We start from the raw sequence: 23,549 nt of genomic DNA, 5'->3' as shown, positions 1-23,549 counted from the left end.
TGCAACGGACGGGCCAGTCGAAGCCGGTCGATGTCCGCGTCCAGGGGCCGGACCCGGGCGGGGACGGCCGCCGCCCCGATGTGCAGGACGGGTTCCCGGGGAAGGGCGCCCTCGGGGGCGTCCGTGCGCAGCGACACGTCGATCTCGGCCGCGATCAGCCAGCGGCCCGGGCTGAGCAGGGCGTCCCCCCGGTCGATCGCGGCGCGTTCGACGCCACGCAGGTTGACCGCCACCCGGGCCACCGCGGGCACCGCGTCGACGGTCTCGCCCAGTACCTGCAGGCCGCGTACGCGCACCGGCGTGGTCGCGGGGGTGGGCGTCGGCGTCCCGGCGGAGACCGCGGCCAGTTCGTCGCCCACCCGCAGGGTGCCGGCCGCCAGCGTGCCGGTCACCACCGTGCCGGCCCCGGCGATGGTGAACGACCGGTCCACCCACAGCCGTACGTCCGCCCCGGGCTCGGCCGGAGGCAGGGCCGCGGCCAGCCGCACCAGGGCGGCGCGCAGCCGGTCCGTCCCCTCGCCGGTCCGCCCGCTGACCGTCACCGAGTCGACCGCGCCCAGGCTGGTGGCCGCGAGCCGGGCCAGCGCATCGGCTCTGGCCGGGCCCGGGTCGGCGAGGTCCGACCGGGTGACGGCGAGGAGTCCGTGCTCGACCCCCAGCGCGTCGAGCGCTTCGAGGTGTTCGGTGGACTGCGGCATCCAGCCCTCGTCGGCGGCCACCACGAAGAGAACGGCGGGCACCGGGCCGACACCGGCGAGCATGTTCGGCACGAACCGTTCATGGCCCGGGACGTCGACGAACGCGATCCGCTCGCCCGTGGGCAGGGTCGTCCAGGCGAAGCCGAGGTCGAGGGTGAGGCCGCGGCGGCGCTCCTCGGCCCAGCGGTCGGGCTCCATACCGGTGAGCCGCCGCACGAGGGTCGACTTGCCGTGGTCGACATGTCCCGCCGTGGCGATCACATACATGGCCGGCCGCCACGATCGCTCCCGCCCCGGTCCCTCCCACCGCGGCGCTCTCCGGGTGCCCGCGCCGTACCGGTCGCGCCGTCCCGCCGATGTGTGCCGTGTCCTACGGGTGTGCCCTCGCCTACGGGGGCTCCTTCTTCTACGGCGGCTCCCTCTCTGCCGGGGGCGGCCGGGCCCGGCGGCGTTCCTTCTCGTTGGGGGGCCCCTGCCTCCGGGGGTGTCCCTTCTCGTCCCGGTGCTCCGTCGCGTACGGGGGCCCCTTCCCGCCCCGGCGCGTCCTCGCCCCCGGGTGCCGGGTGCCCCACCGGTCCGGGCGGCCCGGCGCGGCCGCCTCGTGAACCGCCGCCCGTGGACCGGTGCACCGTCAGCACCGCGTCCAGGACGTCCCGCTCCTCGGCGGCGGCGACCGTACGCAGGTCCAGCAAGCACCGTCCGCGCTCCACCCGGCCGATCACCGGGACCGTGGCGGTGCGCAGGGCGGTGGCGTACTCGGCAGGCAGTGCCACGGCCGCGCTCGGCAATCGGACCCCCGGCGCCCCGCCGCCGCCCACGGCCGCTGTCGTGGGCACCACGGTCGCCGGGACGCCCCTGGCCCGCAGTTCCTCGACCAGCAGGGCGGCGCGGCTGCCCAGCTCGCTCTCGTCGGCGGTCAGCGCGGTGACCACCGGCGCTTCCGGCCCGCGCAGGGTCGCCTCCAGCGCGGCCAGCGTGAGCTTGTCCACGCGCAGGGCCCGCGCGGCGGGATGCCGTCGCAACCGTTCCACCAGCCGGCCGTCGCCGAGCAGCAGCCCCGCCTGGGGGCCGCCGAGCAGCTTGTCACCGCTGGCGGTCACCAGAGCGGCGCCGTCCCGTAGGGCTGTGGCGGCGTCCGGCTCGTCGGGAAGCAGGGCGTTCGGGGCCAGCAGCCCGGAGCCGATGTCCACCACCACCGGTGGGCCCAGGGCCGCGAGCTCGGTGACGTCGACGGCCGCGGTGAACCCGGTGACCTGGAAGTTCGATGGGTGGACCTTGAGCAGGAACGCGGTGTCGGGCCCGACGGCCGCGGCGTAGTCCCGCACGGTGGTGCGGTTCGTCGTCCCGACCTCGCGCAGCCGTGCGCCGGCGGCGGCCAGCAGCTCGGGAATGCGGAAACCGTCGCCGATCTCGACCAGCTCACCCCTGCTGATCACGATTTCGCGTCCGTCGCCGGCCATCGCCAGGGCGCACAGCAGCAGCGCGGCCGCGTTGTTGTTCACCACGTGCACCGCGTCCGCGTCGGGCACGGCTTCGGCCAGTGCGGCGAGCGCGCCGCGCCCCCGCCGCGCCCGGCGGCCCTCGGCCAGGTCGTATTCGACGTCGGTCCATCCGGCGGCGGCCAGTACCGCGTCCCGAGCGGCGTCCGACAGCGGTGCCCGGCCGAGGTTCGTGTGGACGAGCACCCCCGTGGCGTTGACCAACGGTCGTAGGCTGCCGACCCGCTCCGGGAGGCCGCGCACCGTCGCCCCGACCACGTCCTCCGGGGCGATCTCCCCGGTCCTGGCCCGGCGTTGGGCCTCGTTGACCGCCTGCTTCACCAGGGGGCGTCCGAGCCTTCGCACCGCCTCGGCCACCCGCGGATCGGCCAGCACCGAGTCGGTCCCGGGAATGCGCCGCCGCGGATCACTCATCACGCCCTCCGGCATCGCGCCCTCCGGCACTGGGCGGCCGTCGCGTCGCACCGCACGGGTCTGCCGGGCGGGCGTGGCGGAGGCGGACGGGAATCGAACCCGCCAACGGCAGCTCCTGCCGTTCAACGGTTTTGAAGACCGCGCCGGTCACCAGGCCGGATACGCCTCCTCGCGCCACGCAGCCATCTTCGCAACGCCGCGGTGGACGTGCGAGCCGCCACGGCGGGGGCATGATGGTGGGCGTGACCGCTGTGAACCCCTCGGAACGGATCCGGCTCACCCAGTACGCCCACGGCGGCGGTTGCGCCTGCAAGATCCCGCCCGGGGAGCTGGAGGACGTACTGCGGGGCCTCGGCCGGGGCGTACGGGTCCGGGACCCCGCCGGTGAACTGCTCGTCGGCCTGGACGACGGCGACGACGCGACGGTCGTCCGGCTCGGCGAGGACCTGGCGGTGCTCGCCACCACCGACTTCTTCACCCCTGTGGTCGACGACCCGTACGACTGGGGCCGGATCGCCGCCGCGAATGCGCTGTCGGATGTGTACGCCACGGGCGGACGTCCGCTGGTGGCCGTGAATCTGCTGGCCTGGCCGCGCGGCGTGCTGCCCTTCGAGCTGGCGCGTGAGGTGCTCCGCGGGGGGCTGGAGCTGGCTGCGGAGGCAGGCTGCCATGTCGCGGGCGGACACAGCGTGGACGACCCGGAGCCCAAGTACGGCATGGCGGTCACCGGTCTGGTCGACCCCGGCCGTGTGCTGCGCAGCGACGCCGGGAAGCCAGGGGTGCCGCTGTCGCTGACGAAACCGCTCGGCATCGGCGTGCTCAACACCAAGCACAAGGCGACCGGAGAGGTGTTCCCGCAGGCCGTGGCGGTGATGACCCGGCTCAACCGGGAAGCTGCCGAGGCGGCGCTCGCCGCCGGTGCGGTCTGCGCGACGGACGTCACCGGGTTCGGGCTGCTCGGCCATGCGTTCAAGCTCGCCCGGGCGAGCGGGGTCACCGCGTCGATCGACTCGGCCGCCGTGCCCTGCCTGGACGGCGCCCGGCAGGCGCTGCGCGAGGGGTACGTGAGCGGGGGCACCCAGCGGAATCTGGAGTGGGTCCGCCCGTACAGCGACCTGTCGGCGGTGACCGAGGAGGAGGCACTGCTGCTGGCCGACGCGCAGACCTCCGGCGGGCTGCTGGTGGCCGGTGAGATTCCCGGCGCGCCGGTCGTGGGGGAGCTCGAGCCCCGGGGGGAGCACGCTCTCGTCGTGCGCTGAGCGGGCCGGGTACGACCAGGGCTTGTTTGCCCAACGGCTTGCTTGCTCAGCGGCCTGCTGTCTCAGCGCATGACCCGGCGGACGTGTGCTGAGCACCGTGCCCGGCCCCGCTGGCCCCGGCACAAGGGGAATCCAGCCGGTGACGGCGGGTGCGGCGCGATGGGCGGACCCTGCCGTGGCACCGGGTGCGGCGCGGGAGCTGCCGGCACCGCCGCGGTGTGCCCGGTCCGTTGCCGCTCGTATCCGGGAACGCGGAGAACCCCGGGCGCACTGCCGGCGTCCGGGGCTCTGGATGGGTGAGCGGTTACGCCTGCGGATGCAGGACAACCTTGGTGTAACCCTCGACGCGCTTGTCGAACTTGTCGTACGCCGTGGGTGCTTCGTCCAGGGGCAGTTCATGGGAGACGACGAAGCTCGGCCGTGCGCGATCTTCGATGATCATGTCGCGCAGCTGCCGGTTGTAGCGCTTCACATTGCACTGCCCGGTGCCCAGGCGCAGCCCCTTCTCGAAGAGCTTGCCGATGGAGACCATCAGCATGCCGCGCTTCGAGTTCTCGTCGGGGCCGCCGGGGTCGGCCGGCACGTAGAGGCCCGGAATGCCCAGCGCTCCGGTCGGCCGTACCGTCCCGACGAGCGAGTTCAGCACGGTCGCCGGTTCCTCGCGATCCTCGGTGTGGGCCTGAGCCTGGTAGCCGACGGCGTCAATGCCCTTGTCCGTGCCTTCGCCGTCGGTCCGCTCCTTGATCTGCTCCACCGGGTTGCCCTCGGCGAAGTTGATCGGAATCGCGCCGATCTCCTCGGCCTTCTGCAGCCGCTCGAGGACCCGGTCGACCACGAACACCTTCTTCGCGCCGCGAATCATGGCGGAGTAGGCCGCCATGAGACCGACCGGCCCGCCGCCGTACACCGCGACGCTCTCGCCCGGCGAGACCTGGGCGAGTTCGTTGCCGTGGTAACCGGTCGGGAAGATGTCGGCGAGCAGAATGAAATCGCTTTCCTTCTCCTTCCCTTCCGGCAGCTTCAGGCAGTTGAAGTCCGCGTAGGGGACCTTGAGATATTCGGCCTGACCACCCGTCCACGGCCCCATGGCGACGTAGCCGTATGCGCCCCCGGCGAAGCCGGGGTTCACGGTGGTGCAGAAACCGGTGAAGCGGGCGACGCAGTTCTTGCAGAACCCGCAGGCGACGTTGAAGGGCATCACGACGCGGTCGCCCCGCTTCAGCGTCGTGACCCCGGCACCGAGCTCCTCGATGACGCCGAGGTTCTCGTGGCCGAAGACGATGCCGGGCTCAGCGGCGGTGCGCCCCTCGTACATGTGCAGGTCGGAGCCGCATATCGCGGTCGATGTCACGCGTACGATCACTTCGTTCGGGTGCTCGATCCGGGGGTTCTCGACCTCTTCGACCGCTACTTCGAACGGTCCTTTGTAGACCACGGCCTTCATTCCCGACCACCTCCGATTCGGCAAGGGAATATGCTGCCGGGAGGCGAACCACGCCATGGCTATGAGGCCTCGTCCGCGCCATCGCGGGCGGGCGGCCACGGGCGATTCGCCTCACGTGACCTATCTCTCATGCTCCACCTGGTTCGGGTTTGAGACAACCCCACTACTGTGGCTCCAAATGTCCGCTTCCGTATGACCTGAGAAGGAGGGCGAGAAAGTGGCGCAGCGCGTCGGGACCCTGCTTGTCTCCGTGCCCGGCTTGTCCGGGACCACGTACCCGCCAGGAACCAAGGTGGCCATCAACGGCCGCGGGGCGTCCGTGGACGCCTTCGTCGACGGTGACTGGCTCCCGCTCGCATGGTGGGAATTCGCCGAAGGGCTCACCGAGGGTGCCGACGGCTGACCGGTCGCGCACAGTGCGCTCGGTTTCATGCGTCATCCGCCGACGGAATGCCTCCTAGGGGTATGCGTTTTCACGGGTACTCCCGCTTTCGGGGGTATTTCGTTCGCCGAACGGTGGTCCGCCGCATCGGCGGCCATCACCGTGAGGGGGGCATGGACGCCCCCCAGAGCTTGATCGCCGACGGGCTGAGCACGCCCGCCGAGCACAGAGGGCACGCCGAGCTGCCGGGAGCGGGCCCGACCCGGGCGCCGGACGGCGTACCGCGGTCCGGCGAGGCCGCACTGCATGACCCGGTGCGCCATCGCGCGAAGGCCCTCGGCGTGATCATCGGCACATCGCTCGGCCTTTCCGCGGCTCTCGCCATCGTCCTCGCCCGCGCACCGGCCTGTGCCCCTGATACGCCCTGACGATGCGGGGGGCGTCCCGCGCACGGGCGTCACGCCGAGGCAGGCAGTCAAGATCGCTCCTGCCGCGTAAAGCCTCTTTCCTTTTCGTCATGGAGATCGCCGGCAACGTCGTCCCGCTCGCCGCCCCCGGCGCCATGGATGCGGGAACGGCCGATGTGCTGGTTCCCGGCCGTCCTCGCCTTCTCCCGTCCATCGCCTTCGTGCTTCACCGTGCCGGTCAACCGCTGAATGATCACTCGCGCCCGAGGCCACGGGGTTCTCCACGCTCGCCACTGACCGCGCTGCCGCACGGCGCAACCCGACGGGCGCCGCCACGGGCCCAGGAGGCTGGGCCGAGCCCCATGCCCGGACCGACACCCCGGCACGATTCCGCAGCCTGGGGCTGTGGCAGCTCCGGTGCTGTCCCCTCCCTTGTCCCCCGCGGAGGTACGGGCTAGTCTCGCCCGAGTCATACCGACTGGTCGGTGTGCACGTGGCCCTGTGACGGGCCGGTGAGGGCGGGCAGGACGTCGGGTCCCGCACCGCTCCGGCACACGGCGCGGCGTCGTCGCTCTCCGCCCGTGTGCCGGGTCCGCTCATGACAGCTGAGGAGTCGTTCACATGTCCAGCACCCAGCACCAGTTCCGTCTGGCGGCCCGCCCCGTGGGGCTGCCCAAGCCCAGTGACTGGGACTACGTCGAGGCGCCCGTCGGCGAGCCGGGCGACGGCGAACTGCTGGTCAAGGTGCTCTATCTCTCGCTCGACCCGGCGATGCGCGGCTGGATGAACGCGGGACGGTCCTACATCCGTCCGGTGGAGATCGGCGAGGTGATGCGCGCGGTGGGCGTGGGCCGGGTCGTGGCCTCCCGGCACCCCGATTTCGCCGTGGGCGACCATGTGTCGGGCATGTTCGGCGTGCAGGAGTACTGCGTCTCCGACGGGCGCGGTGTCACCAAGGCCGATCCGGCGCTGGCGCCGCTCCCGGTCTATCTGGGGACTCTCGGGGGGACGGGGCTGACGGCCTACTTCGGTCTCATCGACATCGGACGCCCCGAGGCCGGACAGACCGTCGTGGTCTCGGGCGCTGCCGGTGCCGTCGGCAGCGTGGTGGGCCAGATCGCGAAGATCCTGGGCTGCCGTGTCGTCGGGATCGCCGGGGGCGAGCGCAAGTGCCGGATGCTCGTGGAGGAGTTCGGCTTCGACGCGGCCATCGACTACCGGGACCAGGACGTCAAGAAGGCGCTGCGCGAGCACGCCCCGGACGGCGTGGACGTCTACTTCGACAACGTCGGCGGAGATGTCCTCGACGCCGTCCTGACCCGGCTGGCGCGGGGCGCCCGCGTCGTCATCTGCGGTGCGATCTCCCAGTACAACAGCGTCGAACCGGCCAAGGGCCCCGCCAACTACATGTCGCTGCTGGTCAACCGCGCCTCGATGACCGGCATGGTGGTCTTCGACTACGTCGACCGCTACGGCGAAGCCATCGAGCAGCTGGCCAAGTGGCTGGCGGACGGGCGGCTCACCTCGAAGGAGGACATCGTCGACGGTGGCGTGAGCGCGTTCCCCGACACCTTGCTGAAGCTCTTCCGCGGCGAGAACACCGGCAAGCTCGTACTGAAGGTCGCCGACGAGTGAACCGGGGAGCCTTCCTCTGAGCCGGGGCGGACGGGACGCAGAGTTCCGTCGGGCCCCCGCGAGAAAGGCAGGGGAGTACCCCTGTGGTGCGGTGGCACGGCGGAGCCAAAGGCTCGGCGCTGCCCGCGCCGGAGGCCGGGGAAGGCCGCTCGGACGCTCCGGCGGACGGAGCAGGGACCGCCCGGCCGAGGTTGTGCGGGTGCATGACTGAGGTCCCCCGGCCATCACCGGGGGACCTCAGCCGGACGGAGTCCGGAAAAAGCGTCGAGGGGCCGGTCCGATTGCGCCGGACCGGCCCCGCGTCGTCATGTCACCTTCACCCAGTCGAGGCTGCGCTCCACGGCCTTCTTCCAGCCGTCATAGCCCTCCTGGCGCTGCCCGGCGCTCCACTGCGGCTGCCAGCGCTTCGACTCGTGCCAGTGCAAGCGCAGTTCGTCCGTGTCCCGCCAGAAGCCCGTGGCCAGCCCCGCCGCGTAGGCGGCGCCGAGTGCGGTGGTCTCGGCGACCACCGGCCGGCTGACCGGTACGCCGAGGATATCGGCCTGGATCTGCATACAGAGGTCGTTCGCGGTCACGCCGCCGTCCACCTTGAGTACGTCGAGGTGGACGCCCGAGTCCTGCTCCATGGCCTCCGCCACGTCGCGGCTCTGATAGCAGATGGCCTCCAGGGTGGCCCGCGCCAGATGCCCGGTGGTGTTGAAGCGGGTGAGGCCCACGATCGCGCCACGGGCGTCGGAGCGCCAGTACGGGGCGAACAGCCCCGAGAACGCCGGCACGAAGTACACCCCGCCGTTGTCCTCGACGGTGAGTGCCAGCCGCTCGCTCTCGGCGGCAGCGCTGATGATCTTCATCTGGTCGCGCAGCCACTGCACGGCGGCGCCGGTGACCGCCATGGAGCCCTCGAGGGCGTAGATCGCGGGGCTGTCACCGAACTGGTACGCCACCGTGGTGAGCAGCCCGTGCTGCGAACGCACCAGCTCCGTCCCGGTGTTGAGGACGAGGAAGTTGCCGGTGCCGTAGGTGTTCTTCGCCTCGCCCGGCGCGAAGCACACCTGTCCCACCGTCGCCGCCTGCTGGTCACCGAGCATGGCGGTGATGGGAATGGGGGCACGCAGTGGCCGGGTGGTCCGGGCCTGGCCGTATGCCTCGGCGTGCGAGGAGGGGTTGATGGTCGGCAGCATCGCGCGCGGGATACCGAAGATCCCCAGCAGCTCGTCGTCCCAGTCCAGCGTCTCCAGGTTCATCAGCATGGTGCGGCTGGCGTTGGTGACATCGGTGGCGTGGATGCCGCCGTCGGGGCCGCCGGTGAGGTTCCACAGGACCCAGCAGTCGGTGTTGCCGAAGATGGCGTGGCCCTGCTCGGCCGCCTCCCGGAGGCCGTCGACGTTCTCCATCAGCCACTTGATCTTGCCGCCGGAGAAGTAGGTGGCGGGCGGGAGGCCCGCCTTGCGGCGGATGACCTCGCCGTGGCCGTCCCGTTCGAGGGCGGCGGCGATGCTGTCGGTGCGGGTGTCCTGCCAGACGATGGCGTTGTAGTAGGGACGGCCCGTACGAGGGTCCCAGACGACTGTCGTCTCGCGCTGGTTGGTGATGCCCACCGCCACCAGATCGGAGGCGGACAGACCGCCCTCGCGGATGGCGTTCTGCATCACCGTGTTGGTGCGCTCCCAGATCTCCACTGGGTCGTGCTCGACCCATCCCGAGCGCGGCAGGATCTGCGCGTGCTCGAGCTGGTGCCTCGCCACTTCGTTGCCGTCGTGGTCGAAGATCATGAAACGGGTACTGGTGGTTCCCTGGTCCACCGCACCGACGAACTCTGGCATCGCTGCCGCCTCTCGTGCTCGTACGGGATGTCCTGTGCTCCGGACGGACGGTCCGGTCAGCCTTCGGGGGTGGGCAGGCGTCCTACTTCCTGCTGTTCCGGTACCGGGAGGAACCGGCCGACGAACAGCTTGTACACAGCCCCGCCGAGCGGACCGCCGAGGAGCGGGCCGACGATGGGGACCCAGAAGTAGAGGTTGCCGTACTGATCTCGCCAGGCGCTGTCGTACCCGGTGATGAAGCTGGCCAGCCGGGGTCCGAAGTCACGGGCGGGGTTGATGGCGTAACCGGCGTCGGTGCCCCACGCCATACCGATCGCCACCACGATGAGGCCGATGATGAACGGGCCCAGGTTGGCCCCCGGCGCCGTGTTCAGCAGGTCGGTGACGGCGAACACCAGCATCACCAGAATCGCGGTGCCGATGATCTGGTCGCGGAAGGCTCCCAGCTCACTCACGGGGAGGCCTCCGTTGCCCGGGAGGGTGGAGAACACCCCCTGCGTCGCGATGGTGTGACCTGGGTCGGCGGCGGCCAGCACCTCGGTGTAGTTCCAGCGCACGAGCAAGGCCGCGACGAACGCACCGGCTGTCTGCGCCAGCATGTAGGGCAGCACCTTGCTCCAGGGGAAGCCCTTGAAGGCCGCCAGGGAGAGGGTGACGGCGGGGTTGATGTGCGCACCGCTGAGCCGTGCGGCGACGTAGATGCCGAGCACCACGCCGAGGCCCCAGGCCCAGGAGATGCTGTCGTGGTCTCCGAGTCCTCCCGGAGGCTCGGTGAGCGCTCCGCCGGCTACGACCTGCGCGACCACGCCGCAACCGAAGAGGATGAGGACCATGGTGCCGGCGAACTCCGAGGATAGTTCTCCGAACAGCCCAGTTCTGTGGAATCTCTCTTTGTTCTCAGCCATGGATTACCCGCTTCCCGGCGGTTCGGCGGACGGCCGTAACGGCCCATATCCCACTCATCGTGTGCGCGGGTCCGGCGAATCCGCCCGCGAAGCGCGTCCGTCCGGAGTACGGGGGCGTGAGGCGCCCGCGGCCCCGGGGGCCGAGAGGGTCGGCGGCGGGGTGTCGGGTGGGCCCGTACGGCGATGGGTGTGGGGTGGGGGGCGAGTCCGTACGGGGATGGGTGTCGGACGGGGGCGAGTCCGTTACGGCGACGGCTGTCGGACGGGGGCGAGTCCGTACAGCGCGGGGTGTCAGGCGGGGGAGAGTCCGTACACCCGGCGCGCGTTGTCCGCCGCCAGCAGAGCCGCGACCCGCTCCGCGTCGGCGGGCGACCAGGCACCGTCGTTCACCCATCCGGTCAGCAGCCGGGTGAGGGCCTCGCGGAAGAGCTGGGCGCCGACGACATAGAGCTCCGGGAGGCCGTAGGCGTCGGTGGAGAAGAGGAGCTTGCCGAAGGGGGCCAGCTCCAGCATCTCCGCGAGAACGGCCTCGGCCCGTGCCCCGGTGTGGGACAGGGCCAGGCCCATGTCGGCGTAGACATGCGGAAAGACATGGGCGAGGTACGCGGCGCCCCGGTGGTACGGATAGCCGTGCAGCAGGACCAGGGAGCAGCCCGTGGGGCGCACGGCTCGTACGAAGTCGGTGAGCAGCAGCGGGTCGCAGCGGTGGAGGCGAAGATCGGGGTCGCCGAAGCCGGTGTGCAGTTGCAGCGGCAGCGCGGTCTCCGCGGCGGACCACAGCAGATGGCGCAGCAGGACCGGGTCGGTCACCCGGTCGCCCGCGGTGCGTCCGGCGAGCCACCGGCCGGTCGCCGTACGGACCTCGCCCGGGTCCGGTGGCTCCGGTGCGAAGTCCAGCCCGTACCGGTACGCGGCCACCGATTTGAAGCCCGCCGCGGTCCGGGCGGCGTCCTGGACCGCGGCGGCCAGGGCGCCGAGGAACGCGTCCGGGCTGTCCGCGCCGTCGGCGGCCCGCTCCGCCAGCCGCTCCAGGCGGACGATCTCGTGCGCGGCGCCGCCGCCGGAGGCCGCCAGCTCCTGGTGGCCCATCAGGTCGCCGGGGAGGCCGGTGTCCACCAGGTACTCCGCGATCCCGGCACCGCGCAGCAGCCGCCGCGTGGTCTCCTGCGGCCCCAGTTCATCCCGCCGTGCGAGGTAACGGGCGGGCGGGCAGTGCGGTTCGAGGTCCAGAAGCGGTGGGCACCAGCGCCGTACGGCGAATCCGAGCTGGGTGTCGAAGAAGGTGGTTCCGGGCGCGGCGGGGGCGTCGGATTCCGTCAGGTACGCCTCGAAGGCGGCGGCGTCGAGACCGGACCGGGCCACACCGTGGCAGTGATGGTCCACCAGGGGTGGCAGCGGCAGCGCCGCCACTCAGTACCGTCCCCGGGTGGCATCCGCGATGGCCTGCGGCTCGGCTCCGTCGAACAGCTCCGCCTCCGCGCGGCGGACGGCGGCGATCGCCTCGAACAGCGGATCGCCGAGCACCTCGCGCAGCAGCGCCGAGCCTTCGAAGTGCTCCAGGGCCTCGGGCAGCGAGGCGGGCAGCCGGGGCTCCTCGCCCGTGGTGGCGGGGTCGCCCGCCACCGGCGGAGGCAGCGACCGCCCCGCGTCGATCCCCGCGAGCCCCGCGGCCGTGACCGCACCCGCGACCAGATAGGGATTGGCCGCCGCGTCAAAGCACTTGACCTCGGCGTTCGCGCCCGAGGGGTCGTCCGGGGCGCCGGTGATGAACCGGAGCGCCGCCTCGCGGTTCTCCAGCCCCCAGCACTGGTAGGCCCCGGCCCAACGCGAGGGACCCAGCCGCAGATAGCTGGCGGGGGAGGGGGCGCCCAGGGCGAGCAGGGCGGGCAGGTGTTCGAGGACTCCGGCGAGGAAGGCCTCGGCGTCCGCCGTCATCCCGTACGGGCCGTCGCCGCCCCGGCACAGGTTCCGGCCGTCCCGCAAGAGGCTGAGATGCAGATGTGCTCCGTTGCCGACACCTCCAGCCTCGATCACGGGTCCGAAGGAGGCGGTGAGTCCGTGCCGCAACGGAGACCGCACGTACCGTCTCCCGGACCAGGACGGCCACATCGGCGGCCCCGACGGGATCCGTGGGGGCGACCGAGACCTCGAACTGCCCCGGTGCGTACTCCGGGTGGAGCTGGAGGACGTCCAGCTGCTGGGCGGTCAGCGCGTCGCAGACATCGCCGAGGTACTCCGACAGCTCGACCAGCCGCGTCATGCCGTAGGCGGGGCCTTCACAGGGGTAGTCCAGCCCCGGGGAGCCGGTCCGGGTGACGACCCATTCAGTCTCGAAGCCCATGCTCAGCTCCAGCCCGCGAGAGGCCGCGCGGTCGGCCATACGGCGGGCGAACTGCCGCTGGCAGCCGGGATACGGGTCGCCATTCTGTTCGTAGCGGTCGACCGGCGCCCAGGCCCAGCCGGGCTGCGCGGCCAGCGGAGTCAGCCGGTCGAGGTCGGGAAAGAGCCGGAGATCCCCGTCGGGCCCGCCGATGTGACTGCTCGTGGTGCTGGAGTCGTCCACGAGATACACATCGAACACCGGGGACATGCCGACGCCCCATCGGGCGGCGCGTGCGAGCCGGGAGGTGGGCACCACCTTGACGCGGGTGATCCCGGCGTTGTCCACCCAGGTGTGGGCGACACCGCGGATACCGTGCGCGGTGAGCTGTGCGGCCTCCTGACGGGCCACCAACTCCGCCTGCTTGCGATCGGGCCTCTCCAACACGCGCTCCTCGCTCGTAGCTTGGAAATCCCACACAAAGGGACTCGGGCGACACGCCTTTCTGTAGCACGCGCCATGAGGAACGGTACAAGGTGGCGTCATGCCGCCGGCCACCGTTGTGAGATCTCCCGGGGCCATACGCCCGGGCGGGGCGTGCTCGTGTGTCGTGATGACGCGCGTTCAGCGCTTGCCGCGCTGGGCCTCGACGATCTGACGCAGCGTCCGGTCTGCCCCAGCCCGTCGCTGGACCCTCGCCGCCAGACCGGGGAACAGCCCGCCGACGGCGCTGCCCAGGCGTAGTTCGAGCGGCGCGACGTTGACCTCCGCCCGGTTGCCCTCGATCGCGCCGATGGTCGCGTCGGCCACCTGGTCGGGGGAGACCGTACGGACGCCTGCGGGCGGTGTCGCGCCGGAGTCGACGAACATCCCCGCGTCACGGACGAACCCGGGCTGCACGATGGAGACGCCGACTCCGGTGCCGTGCAGATCCTGGCGCAGGCCGTGGGCGAACCCCCGGAGTCCGAACTTCGTGGCGTTGTAGAGGGAGGACGCCGGTGAGGCGGTGCGGCCCGATATCGAGCCGATCAGGGCGAGATGGCCGGATCCCGCCGCCACCATGCGGGGTGCGAGCAGCCGCGACAGCATGACCGGCGCGCGGAGGTTCACCTCGAGGGCCCGGTCGAGCTCCTCGGGCGTGTAGTCGAGGACCTCACCGCTGGAGGGAAGCGCGGCATTGGCAATCAGGATGTCCGCGTCGCCCGCCTCCTGGGCCAGCCGCTCGACATCGGCCCGGTCGGCCAGATCGGCGACGATCGGGCGGGCGCCGAGCGTCGCGGCCAGGGACTGGAGCGCCTCTTGGCGCCGCCCGGTGACCAGCAGGGTGGCACCCCTGGCCGCGAGCCGGTGGGCGATGGTGCGTCCGATGCCCCCGGCCGCGCCGGTGAGCAGAACAGTCGAGCCGGCGATACGCATGAGAATCCACCTTGTCGTCGCTGTTTGTTCGTTCGAACGGACACGTTTCTCGAGCGGACCCTAACTGTTCGACAGGCCGGAGTGCACCGCCGGTTCGTAGCTTCGCCGCCAGAGACCTGCTGGACCCGTCCCCACCCGGTGCGGGGGCGACTCGGCGCATGTGCGCGCCAAAATGGACCGCGTTGTCTACGAGGTGGCCGCAGTGACGGCAGGGTGGGTTTCGGGTGGAGGTGGTGTGACGAGGTGGATGTCTCCCGGGTGTGGTCGGCAGGGCTTCTTTGCCCAGACGTAAGCTGTGGGCTGTGCGCGGGCGCAGGTTACGTTGCACTCCACGGGGAGAGGGTTATGACAGGGGAACCGGAAGCGAATCGTCGGCACTTGCGGGGGATTGCGGGGTTTGCCAGAGGGGTGGCCCGCAGCGCGGCCGGCAAGGCTCCAGACGTATGGGCGGAAGCCAAGCGTCAGTGGTCCGGAGCGAGTGCCGACCAGCTGCACCCTCATGTTGGACGGCTTCTTGGGGCGGACGAGCAGTTGCTGTCGCTCCACAGGTTCAGGCCCCATCCTGATGCGCCGGAACCGCCGATGAAGCTCCTTCCCTGGGCGTTTGACGAACGCAAGGGCAATCCACAGAGCAGAGACAGCGCGTTTGCAGTGGCCGCGGTGGCGTCCTACGCGGCCTCGGGCGCGATGGATTGGGTTCCCGATCCGAGCTTTCGCTTCCGTAAGGAGCAGGTGTTTTACGGCGCTTGGGAGAGCCTGGGTGGTCAACTGCTGGTTGCCTTTCATGCGCGGGGAAAGACGAAGCGTGAAACGGTCTTGGTAATCACGGACCGTTCGCTGCTTGTGGTGCGAGTGATGCATGCATACACCAAGCGTGAGTTGGGCCCTTCAGAGGTGGGGTGGGGTGTCCGGCGCGCGGACGTCAAGCAGATCCGTCAAACCGATGAAAAAACGGTGGACTTGCGGTTCGTTGATGATTCGTGGCTGCGCGTATGGGTGGAGGATGGGGACCTGCAGGCCATTTCGGCGAGCTTTCCCTTCGGCAGTGACCAGCGCTGGCCGGGCGAGTAAACCTTTTGCTCCTGCAGGTCTGAAGGGCCTGGGTGACGCCGTTCAATGCGGCCGTAAAGGAAACATCGGTGGGGCGGGGAGGGGCCGTTGTGTTCAATGTTGCCTTCCCCCGAGTAAGTCTGAGTGCTACCCCAATCTTTGGGCAGCCATGTGGCTGCGAAAACGGGAGAACTTGTGGAAAATCAAGGCTTCGATGTACAGAGTGAGGCGCTGCGGCGCTATGCCCAAGCGCTGGGCGACTTCGGAACAGCCCGTCAGATCGAGGAGATCCGACGCCGTACCCAGGGGTACAAGTTGAGCGGTTCCGTGTTCGGCATGCTCCCCGAATCCGACGCGCTGAGGGATGACTACAACGCGCAGTTGGATCGGTCGGGCGAGGACCTCCGCGACGGTGCCGAGTTGCTGCGCAACATTGCTAAGAACTTGAAGGAATCAGCAGACGACTACGATGCCACGGAGGACGGCGCGGCGCATGGTTTCGGGGGAGGCCATTAAATGGGAATGGGAGCTGTCGCCGGCGACGCCCTGAGTCGTGTCAACTACGTGCTGGACTGGAGTAATCCTCTTTCCTCTGTGATCGATGATGCGATCAAGGGGATCATTAGGGAGTTCGAGCTCGACGCCTGGCTGGAGAAAGTCAGCGGTGACAACGAACTGCTTATGCAGAGGGCTGTTGACTGGAAGGCTGCTGCGCGCGACATGCGCTCGGTGGTGGATGACATGGTGGCAGAGCGGCGAATTCTGCAGAGCTCATGGAGCGGGGAGGCTGCTGACGCCTTCGCGAAGCACATGACGGGTGTCGAGGCGGCGCTGCTGGGTGAAGCCGACGATATGGACACCATCGCGGAGTTGCTGGAAGCGGCCGCCGCGGAATGTGCGCTCGCCGAGGAGCTGATGGTCACCCTGATCGTCGAGCTCGTCGAGGCGATCATCGTGTATCTCACGGCGGGAGCGCTGCTGTCGATCCTTACGGCTGGTGCGAGTGCGGCCATCGGTGCAGCCATCTCCGGTGCCAATGTGGCGATGAGGGTCGCGAAGGCGGCGAGGATCACCGCGAAGCTGGCAGACAAGCTCTCCGACTTGGCCAAGAGGATCCAGGCTCTGAAGAAGGCGCGAAAGCTGCAGAAAGAACTCAAGAAGCTGGGTGGCAAGAAGAAGGACCCAGACGCCTACCGGAATGCATTGAATGGCAAGGCGAAGTGGAATGGAAAGGTCAGCGGCCTGCCCAGGACAGCGTTCGATCACTATGTGCGGGATAAGCCATTGGGTTCGGCGGATGAGTACGCGAAGTACGTCGCGTACAAGAAATCGAAGAAGGTGGCCCGGGGCGTCGGCATGGTTGCCGCAGGTGCCGGTGACGTCACAGAGTTGGGCGATCCGCTCTCGGAAGGGGGCGCCAAGGCCACGGAGGAGCGGGTGGAGTACGAGCGACGCCCGGAGAGTCAGAGCCTTGATGAGCGGCTCGGAGAGTCGTCCCAGCATAAGGGCAGGACTGTGGGAGACGTCTTCGGATGAGCCCCACGCCTGACGGTCGTTCCTGATGTCTGCCGTCCCGTGCGTCGCCCGGCGAATAGTCGGAGGACACACGGAAGACGAGTGACCGACAACGTCAAGGATGCTTTCGGATGACGCAGTTTGACATTGCGGCACAGGGCGGGAGCAGCGCACGGAGGCTGGGTGGATGGGTCGCCGTTGTCGGGACTGTGGCTGTTGTGGTGCCGCTGCCGCTCTGGTTGTTTTGGAGCAATGTCGATCAGCGGCGCTGGACGATCGCGGCATGTATGGCCGCAGCCCTGGCCTGCGCTGTGGCGGTCCTGGCCTATCAGAAGAGCGTCGGTCGGCATGGCTTTGCGGCAGCGCTGGCCGCTGTCCGCCCTGCCGGTGGCGGGGCGGATGCCTTCGACGCGGGTATCGAACCGCCCTTGCCCGGACGGCTGCCGTCGAAGCGAACACTGCAAGTACGCGGCGCTGCCGCGGTTTTCTGTGGCGTGACTGCCGTGGTGGCGTTCGTGGCACTGGCAGCAGGAGCTGCCGTACGGCCTGAGCCGGTTGAGAGCATCCATACAGCCGGGGCGGTCATCACGGACGTCGAGGTGACGAAGGTCAGCGGCAGCGTGCGGCACGACCCCAGCCGTGGGCACGATTACTACACGGCGACGTCCGTCGTTGCCTTGCCGAATCAGCGCACAGGGCGGAAGGAATCCGCAACCGTCGCTACGTCGACGGATGCCGAACTGCGACCGGGGTCCCGGGTGACCGTACTGTATGCGCCGTCGGATCCTGGGTTGGGCGCGGTTCAAGGAGACCCTGTGGATCTGCGTAGGTCTCTCAGCGGACTGACTCTGTCCCGGGGACACGCACAGATCGCCCTCATTGCCTGGGTCCTCATCGGAGGCTTCTTGGCGGCCTACAACCTGGTGGAGTCGGGCGGCCTTCGCGGATATGCCGCGTTCAGTCGGCGTGATCGGGCGTTGCGGGGCAGGTGCGTGGGATCCGATACGTCCGGCGCACGTTCCGGCGAGGGCCGGTCGGCGGGCGAGGCGTCTCAGCAGTGCCTGCTGATCGAAACGACCGCCGGGTCAGCCCACTTCCAGGTGGACGTGTCCAGCAAAGCTGTGGCGGAGAACATCGGGGCGGAGCCCGTGTGGCTGGCCTGGGATGCTGAGCGGGGCGAAAAGGCCAGCCGGTTCACCCCCAAGACGACGCCCGCTGTGCTGGTCGGCGACTCGGGGTGGTTGCTGTACGGCCGGATGGTGATCCAGAAGGCGCAACTCCTCAACGAGGCTGCCGCGGTGCCGGGCGGCCCAGCGGCACCGGTGGACGAGAGGCGCAGGACGCGGCTCTGGGACCCGCGGTCTTCCTGGCCGCTACGTACCGGGCCCACGGGCTTGGTTGCTCTCGGGCTGGCGGCGGTCTGCGCTGGTGTCCTGGCGCTGTATGCCGTGGACGGGTGGCGGTGGTGGATTGCCGCCGGCGGCATCGGCTGCATCTTCACCGCAGTGGCGACCTACACCATGGCACTGGCCGGGGACGAGAACAACGAAAAGGCGGTCGCCCCACAGGGATAGTGCTTGCAACCAGGGGCCCGTGGAGCGCAGCCCACGGGCCCCCCTGCATACCCCCGCACCGTGGACAAGTCCCTGCGTCATCCGCCGGACAGCGACCGAAGCGCTGCGAAAGATCGAGCCAGCGGACGTGGCTGTGGTGTTCTCGGTGAGATTTCCGGTCCGGTGGCTTTGTGGCGAACGAATGGTCCGCCTGTGGGAGGCGAGTGCGGACCGGCTCACTTCAACTCAGCGACCACTCGCACCAGACGATCTTGCCGGGGTTGCGCTCGTCGACGCCCCACTTGTCGGCAAGAGCCGACACCAGCGCCAGTCCGCGGCCGTACTCGTCCTCGTCTCGGGCCGTCGTCTCCCGTACGCGGGCCAGTCCGGGCCCGCTGTCGTGTACCTCCACGCGCAGGAGGCCGACGTAGTCCAGAGCCAACTGCAGGCGGTAGCCGCGGCCCGGCGGGACGCCATGGAGGAGCGCATTGGTCGCGAGTTCGCTCACGCACAGGAGCACATCGTCCCTACGGGCCGTCAGGCGCCAGTCGGACAGCACCCGTGTGGTGAATTCCCTGGCAGCGGGCACGGAGCGGCGCTCCCGTCGGAAGAACGCCTCATGGAAGCAGGGGAGTTGGATGTCGTCGTTCATGTGACGACTGTCACAGTGCGTCATTAGGCTTGACCAGTGAGTCAGGCCGTACCGATGCGTCGTACGACGCCGGACCTGCTCACGTACGTCACAGGGCAGGGAACGGAGAAGGTATGCACCCGGCGAAGAAGTCCAAGAAGAACGGCTCCTGGCACCTCATCGGAGCCCAGGTGAGTCATTTCCGCAAGGCCGCGGGCATTACGCAGCCGGAGCTTGCCGAGCGCCTGTGTGTGCACGAGGACACGATCGGCTCGATCGAGCAGGGCCGTCGCCCCCTCAAGCCCGACCTCGCCGAACACCTCGATGCGCTGCTCGACACCAAGGGGGCTCTCGCGGTGGCGGTGTCCAAGGTCCCCGAGCGGGAACGGTTTCCGGCCTTTGCTCAGGACTTCGTGGACTACGAGCGGGAGGCGCTGACGCTCCTCTGGTACGAGAACCAGGTCGTGCCGGGACTCCTCCAGACCGAGGAATACGCTCGGGCGGTCTTCGATTGCCTCTACCCACCGATCACCTTGGAGGAGGCGGAGGAGCGGATCTCGGCGCGGCTCGACCGGCAGCAGCTCATGGAGCGTGAGCCCTGGCCGCCGATGGCGAACTTCCTGCTGGAGGAAGTGATCCTGGACCGTCCCATCGGTGGGCGTGAGGTGCTGCGCGAGCAGATCCGGCATCTGCGGCGCTGTGCCGAACTCCCCTTCATGGGGCTGCAAATCATGCCGACGAACCGCGAGAAGCACGCCGGGCTCGCCGGGCCGATGGTGCTGCTGGAGACCCCGGAGCACGACCACCTCGCCTACCTTGAAGGTCAGCGGGTCAGCTTCCTCGTCGATGACCCAAATGAAGTGAGTATCCTCCAGCAGAAATATGGGATGCTGCGCTCGCAGGCCCTCACCCCCGAGGAGAGCAAGGACCTGCTGGACGATCTTGTAGGAGGGTCATGAACAGCGCAGCGAACTCGCAGCACCCTGACGGCCTCACCTGGTTCAAGTCCAGTTACAGCGCCAGCGAGGGCGGCGCCTGCGTGGAAGTCGCTTTCTTCAAGTCCACTTACAGCAGCGACGAGGGCGGCGCTTGCGTTGAGGTCGGCAGCTGCCCGGATGCCGTCCACGTGCGGGACTCCAAGGACCCCGAGGGTCCCGTTCTCACTGTCACCCCGGCCGCCTGGGCGGACTTCGTCCGCTTCGTCGACAATGGTTCAGTGCAGTGAACCCGCAGCACTCTGACTATCTCGCTTGGTTCAAGTCCAGTTACAGCGGCAGCGAGGGCGGCGACTGCATCGAGGTCGCTTGGTCGAAGTCCAGTTACAGCGGCGATGAGGGCGGCGCTTGCGTTGAGGTCGGTGCCTGCCCGGATGGCGTCCATGTGCGGGATTCCAAGGATCCCGACGGGCCCGTCCTGACCGTCACCCCGGCCGCCTGGGCGGACTTCGTCCGCTTTGTCGACCAGGTGGGCTGACCCCGTACGACCGCCTCTGCGCGCGTGCCTGCCCCCGCCCGCTCGCGGGGGGCGGGCGCCCGGCGGGCGCGGACGGCCGCGGTGCAAGAATGCACGCCATGTCCACAGCGCCCGGCACCCGAGAACGCATCATCCGCGCCGTACTGCGGATCATCGGTGAGCACGGCGTGGCCGGAGTGACCAACCGTCGTATCGCCAGGGAAGCGGGCGTCTCGCTCGGCTCGGTCACCTATCACTTCGCCACCCAGAACGATCTGCTGCGCGAGAGTCTGCGCTCGTTCGTCGCCGAGGAGACGCGCCGGTTCACCGAACTCGCCGCCCGGCACCAGTGCGACGCCATCGATGTGGTGGAGGCGAGCGCGCTGGTCGGGCAGGTGGCCGCGAACACCAGCTTCGACAGCGAGCACATCGCGCCGTTCGAGCTCTATATCCAGGCCGGACGGGACCCCGCCCTCCGTGCCGCGGCCGATGAGTGCTTCGCGGCCTACGACAGGCTCGCCGCCTCGATTCTGAGCGCGCTCGGCGTACCCGACCCCGAGCGGGCGGCCAGGGCGGCGGTGGCGCTGGTCGTCGGCATCCAGCTGCGCCGGCTGGCCACCGGCTCCGCCGTCGACGACCTCGTCGACGCGCTGCTCATGTTCGTCGGCGACAAGCACCGGACGCCGTGACCGGCCGGTTCCCGGCTACCACGAGACGACCAGTCGGCCGCCCTCTTCGACGACATCGGTCCCGAAAGCCTCGCACATCCGGCGGAATCTCCGGGCTGTCCAGCGGTGTTCCTCCCGCTCGGCGAGGCGCGTGTGGCAGTAGTCGAGCGCGAGCGGGAGAGCCTCCAGGCGTACCGGCCGGGGGCCGTCGAAGGTGACGAGGAAGAGCAGGCCCCGGTCGTTGCGGAGCCGGTGGTCGGTGGCGTAGTCGTCGATGAAGTCACCCAGGTCGTACAGGATGTGGTCCTGTACGCCGTGGAAGACATGCGCGGAATGGCCGGCGACGAGTGTGGCCCCCGCATCGCGGAACTGGTGCGCGGCTCCACGGACGTGGGTGACGGGCTTGGCGACCATGTTCGGTCCCCAGTGCGGTGTGACCAGCGTGATGTCGGTGCCGAGGCCGCTGATCTCCTCGAGCAGCCAGTCGGGGGTTCCGGTCTCCAGATCGGCGTAGGCGAGGCCGGGCCGGTCTGGCCCGGCGGCGTAGTCGTGGGGGTGGTCGGTGACCGCGACGATGCCGATGACGGATCCGGCGCGGTCCAGGACGGCCGGTGTGCGCGCGGCTTTCTCGTCGTGTCCGGCACCCGCCCAGGCGATCCCCGCGTCGGACAGATGGCGGATGGTGTCGGTGAGGGCTTGGGCGCCGAAGTCCAGGGCGTGGTTGTTGGCCAGGGTGACGCAGCCGACTCCGAGGTTGCGCAGGACCTCGGTGGCCACGGGCGGGGCGCGGAAGAAGAAACTCTTCCTCGGGTCCGGCCAGGGTTCACCCCGGTCCGAGATGACGCACTCGAGGTTGAGGACGAACAGGTCGGCTTCCCGGGCGGCCGCCACCACCTCGTCCGCGAAGAGGGGATCGGAGGGCGCACGGGCGAGATACCGGCCGACATTGCGTCCCAGCATGGTGTCCCCGGCCAGCGCCAGTTTCATGGCCCGGCCTCCGGCAGAGGCGTGACGACGGCTGGCCTGGCCGTCCTCATCGCGTTGGTGCTGCGCATGGGAAATCGCCTCCCCTGCTCCCGTTCCCCAGCCGCTGAGGCCTACACCGGCCCGCCCTGCCCGCCTGCGAAACGGGGGCGGTCGTCGGGCCCGGGCGTCGACACCGCGGTCGTGGGGGCCGTGCGTCGAGACCGCGCCGGGCCTTGCGGCACCGGCCTGGTCACCGGCCTCGGGTTACTGGTGCTGGTCACCGGCCTGAAGTTGCTGGTTCTGGTCACCGGCCCTGGTTACTGGTTCTGGTCACCGGCCTTCGGCGCCGGACCTCGCCACCGGCCCTGGGTACTGGTGCTGGTCACCGGCATCGGGTACCGGTCCTCGTCATCGGACCTGGGCCGGTCTGCGGGACCTGCCGTCGGCACCGGGCCCGGGAGCGGCCCCGGGCGCTCTACCGCAGCGGTCGTCCGCCCACCGGCCTCCGGTCAGGGAACCAGCACGCCCACGCCGGTGATCCGCCCGGCCGCCAGATCGGCGAGTGCCTGGTCGGCGCGGCGCAGCGGATAGCGGGTCAGCCGGACCCGCGGCCGGAGCCGTGCCGCCTCGGCCAGGCAGGCACGGCCGTCCTCGCGCGTGTTGGCGGTGACACTGCGGAGCGTGCGCTCCTGGAACAGATGGAGCCCGTAGTCCAGGCCGGGGACGGCCGTCAGGTGGACGCCCGCCACCGCGAGTGTCCCGCCCCGGTCCAGCGCCTCCAGCGCGACCGGCACGAGATCACCGACCGGTGCGAAGAGGATGGCGGCGTCCAGCGGTTCGGGGGGAGGGGAAGCTCCGGCGGAGGCCGCTCCCAGATCCAGCGCGAGCCGCTGTGCATCCCGGGACCGGGTGACGACATGCACGGTGGCGCCCCGTCCGATGGCGAACTGGGCGGCGAGGTGAGCGGAGGCCCCGAAGCCGTAGATGCCGAGCCTTCCGCCCTCGGGGAGGACGGCTCGCGACAGCGCCCGGTGGCCGATGATGCCCGCGCAGAGCAGCGGGGCGGCCTCCGCGTCGGTCCACCCGGTCGGCAGCCGGTACACGTACCGTGCGTCGGCCACCGTGTACTGGGCGTATCCGCCGTCGAGGTCCCAGCCCAGGTAGCGCGAGTGCGGGCAGAGATTCTCGCGGCCCGTACGGCAGAAGCGGCACGCGCCGCAGGTGCTCGCCAGCCAGGCCGCGCCCACCCGGTCGCCTGCGGAGAAGCCCTCGACGGCGTACCCGGCGCCGACGATCCGCCCGACCACCTGATGGCCCGGCACGCACTGCTCCTTGTGCGGCGGCAGGTCGCCCTCCGCCACATGCAGGTCCGTACGGCACACTCCGCACGCGAGGACCTCCAGCAGCAGCTCGTACGGCCCCGGCTCGGGAACCGGCCGCTCCCGGTGCCGGAGCGGTGCCGTGGCGACGGGCCCGGGCTGCTCGACCACCCACGCCGCTGCCGTCGGCACG

General features: G+C 70.0%; 21 protein-coding genes, 1 tRNA gene and 2 pseudogenes. 12 read left to right on the top strand and 12 right to left on the bottom strand.

Features of this window, described 5'->3' with window-relative positions:
- From ACTWQE_RS20710 to ACTWQE_RS20700, 3 genes and pseudogenes are all read right to left on the bottom strand, one after another.
- A partial coding sequence (locus tag ACTWQE_RS20710) for a GTP-binding protein (RefSeq protein WP_443330483.1) occupies positions 1-965 on the bottom strand: 965 nt, incomplete at its 3' end.
- Positions 966-1,330: 365 nt separating this feature from the next.
- Positions 1,331-2,611 (bottom strand): annotated as a pseudogene (selA, locus tag ACTWQE_RS20705) (L-seryl-tRNA(Sec) selenium transferase); the annotation flags it as partial.
- Between the two features lie 74 nt (positions 2,612-2,685).
- Positions 2,686-2,780, bottom strand: a tRNA-Sec gene (locus ACTWQE_RS20700).
- Positions 2,781-2,862: 82 nt separating this feature from the next.
- On the opposite strand from ACTWQE_RS20700, the gene selD reads away from it, so the two are divergent.
- On the top strand, positions 2,863-3,870 hold the full coding sequence (selD, locus tag ACTWQE_RS20695; protein WP_443330485.1) for a selenide, water dikinase SelD: 1,008 nt from the start codon (positions 2,863-2,865) through the stop codon (positions 3,868-3,870).
- Between the two features lie 304 nt (positions 3,871-4,174).
- Here selD and ACTWQE_RS20690 read toward each other — a convergent pair whose 3' ends face one another.
- A complete protein-coding gene (locus tag ACTWQE_RS20690) occupies positions 4,175-5,314 on the bottom strand; it encodes a glutathione-independent formaldehyde dehydrogenase (RefSeq protein ID WP_443330482.1) in 1,140 nt (379 codons plus the stop codon).
- A 217-nt stretch (positions 5,315-5,531) separates the two neighbouring features.
- On the opposite strand from ACTWQE_RS20690, the gene ACTWQE_RS20685 reads away from it, so the two are divergent.
- From ACTWQE_RS20685 to ACTWQE_RS20675, 3 genes are all read left to right on the top strand, one after another.
- Positions 5,532-5,717 (top strand): hypothetical protein, encoded by a 186-nt coding sequence (locus ACTWQE_RS20685; RefSeq protein ID WP_443330481.1) that lies wholly within the window; start codon positions 5,532-5,534, stop codon positions 5,715-5,717.
- 152 nt (positions 5,718-5,869) lie between these two features.
- On the top strand, positions 5,870-6,124 hold the full coding sequence (locus tag ACTWQE_RS20680; protein WP_443330480.1) for a hypothetical protein: 255 nt from the start codon (positions 5,870-5,872) through the stop codon (positions 6,122-6,124).
- Positions 6,125-6,724: 600 nt separating this feature from the next.
- On the top strand, positions 6,725-7,738 hold the full coding sequence (locus tag ACTWQE_RS20675; RefSeq protein ID WP_443330479.1) for an NADP-dependent oxidoreductase: 1,014 nt from the start codon (positions 6,725-6,727) through the stop codon (positions 7,736-7,738).
- Positions 7,739-8,043: 305 nt separating this feature from the next.
- On the opposite strand, the gene glpK is transcribed toward ACTWQE_RS20675, so the two are convergent.
- The 5 genes and pseudogenes from glpK to ACTWQE_RS20650 form a co-directional block, all read right to left on the bottom strand.
- Positions 8,044-9,561: a glycerol kinase GlpK gene (glpK, locus tag ACTWQE_RS20670; RefSeq protein WP_443330478.1), complete on the bottom strand. Its 1,518-nt coding sequence runs from the start codon at positions 9,559-9,561 to the stop codon at positions 8,044-8,046.
- Between the two features lie 56 nt (positions 9,562-9,617).
- Entirely contained in the window at positions 9,618-10,466 is an 849-nt protein-coding gene (locus ACTWQE_RS20665) for an MIP/aquaporin family protein (RefSeq protein WP_443330477.1), read from the bottom strand.
- Positions 10,467-10,757: 291 nt separating this feature from the next.
- Entirely contained in the window at positions 10,758-11,876 is a 1,119-nt protein-coding gene (locus tag ACTWQE_RS20660) for an amidohydrolase family protein (protein ID WP_443330476.1), read from the bottom strand.
- Positions 11,877-13,158 (bottom strand): annotated as a pseudogene (locus ACTWQE_RS20655) (glutamine synthetase family protein).
- Positions 13,159-13,410: 252 nt separating this feature from the next.
- A complete protein-coding gene (locus tag ACTWQE_RS20650; protein ID WP_443330475.1) occupies positions 13,411-14,202 on the bottom strand; it encodes an SDR family NAD(P)-dependent oxidoreductase in 792 nt (263 codons plus the stop codon).
- 345 nt (positions 14,203-14,547) lie between these two features.
- Between ACTWQE_RS20650 and ACTWQE_RS20645 the strand changes: the two genes are divergently transcribed.
- The 4 genes from ACTWQE_RS20645 (at position 14,548) to ACTWQE_RS20630 (ending at position 18,341) form a co-directional block, all read left to right on the top strand.
- A complete protein-coding gene (locus ACTWQE_RS20645; protein WP_443330474.1) occupies positions 14,548-15,273 on the top strand; it encodes a hypothetical protein in 726 nt (241 codons plus the stop codon).
- Between the two features lie 174 nt (positions 15,274-15,447).
- Complete coding sequence (locus ACTWQE_RS20640) at positions 15,448-15,768, top strand: hypothetical protein (RefSeq protein ID WP_443330473.1); 321 nt, start codon at positions 15,448-15,450, stop codon at positions 15,766-15,768.
- Positions 15,769-16,788: a WXG100 family type VII secretion target gene (locus tag ACTWQE_RS20635; protein WP_443330472.1), complete on the top strand. Its 1,020-nt coding sequence runs from the start codon at positions 15,769-15,771 to the stop codon at positions 16,786-16,788.
- A 110-nt stretch (positions 16,789-16,898) separates the two neighbouring features.
- The gene (locus ACTWQE_RS20630) at positions 16,899-18,341 is read left to right on the top strand and encodes a hypothetical protein (RefSeq protein WP_443330471.1); all 1,443 of its coding nucleotides are present in this window, start codon (positions 16,899-16,901) and stop codon (positions 18,339-18,341) included.
- Between the two features lie 220 nt (positions 18,342-18,561).
- Here ACTWQE_RS20630 and ACTWQE_RS20625 read toward each other — a convergent pair whose 3' ends face one another.
- Positions 18,562-18,972, bottom strand: a complete 411-nt coding sequence (locus ACTWQE_RS20625) for an ATP-binding protein (protein ID WP_443330470.1) — start codon at positions 18,970-18,972, stop codon at positions 18,562-18,564.
- Between the two features lie 113 nt (positions 18,973-19,085).
- Between ACTWQE_RS20625 and ACTWQE_RS20620 the strand changes: the two genes are divergently transcribed.
- The 4 genes from ACTWQE_RS20620 (at position 19,086) to ACTWQE_RS20605 (ending at position 21,092) form a co-directional block, all read left to right on the top strand.
- The gene (locus ACTWQE_RS20620) at positions 19,086-19,910 is read left to right on the top strand and encodes a helix-turn-helix domain-containing protein (protein WP_443330469.1); all 825 of its coding nucleotides are present in this window, start codon (positions 19,086-19,088) and stop codon (positions 19,908-19,910) included.
- Positions 19,907-20,176 (top strand): DUF397 domain-containing protein, encoded by a 270-nt coding sequence (locus ACTWQE_RS20615; RefSeq protein WP_443330468.1) that lies wholly within the window; start codon positions 19,907-19,909, stop codon positions 20,174-20,176. The genes ACTWQE_RS20620 and ACTWQE_RS20615 overlap by 4 nt, the downstream gene beginning before the upstream one ends.
- Positions 20,173-20,424: a DUF397 domain-containing protein gene (locus ACTWQE_RS20610; protein WP_443330467.1), complete on the top strand. Its 252-nt coding sequence runs from the start codon at positions 20,173-20,175 to the stop codon at positions 20,422-20,424. Before ACTWQE_RS20615 ends, ACTWQE_RS20610 begins: the two co-directional genes overlap by 4 nt.
- A 98-nt stretch (positions 20,425-20,522) precedes the next feature.
- A complete protein-coding gene (locus ACTWQE_RS20605; protein WP_443330466.1) occupies positions 20,523-21,092 on the top strand; it encodes a TetR/AcrR family transcriptional regulator in 570 nt (189 codons plus the stop codon).
- Between the two features lie 15 nt (positions 21,093-21,107).
- Here ACTWQE_RS20605 and ACTWQE_RS20600 read toward each other — a convergent pair whose 3' ends face one another.
- Positions 21,108-22,058 (bottom strand): CapA family protein, encoded by a 951-nt coding sequence (locus tag ACTWQE_RS20600; protein ID WP_443330465.1) that lies wholly within the window; start codon positions 22,056-22,058, stop codon positions 21,108-21,110.
- Between the two features lie 488 nt (positions 22,059-22,546).
- Positions 22,547-23,548: a zinc-dependent alcohol dehydrogenase family protein gene (locus ACTWQE_RS20595; protein ID WP_443330464.1), complete on the bottom strand. Its 1,002-nt coding sequence runs from the start codon at positions 23,546-23,548 to the stop codon at positions 22,547-22,549.
- Position 23,549 lies beyond the last annotated feature (1 nt).

This window comes from Streptomyces sp. 8N706, assembly GCF_052245415.1.
In the GTDB taxonomy this organism is placed as follows: domain Bacteria; phylum Actinomycetota; class Actinomycetes; order Streptomycetales; family Streptomycetaceae; genus Streptomyces.
The sequence above is the reverse complement of the archived record's forward strand: the minus strand, read 5'-3'. Positions and strand labels throughout refer to the sequence as shown.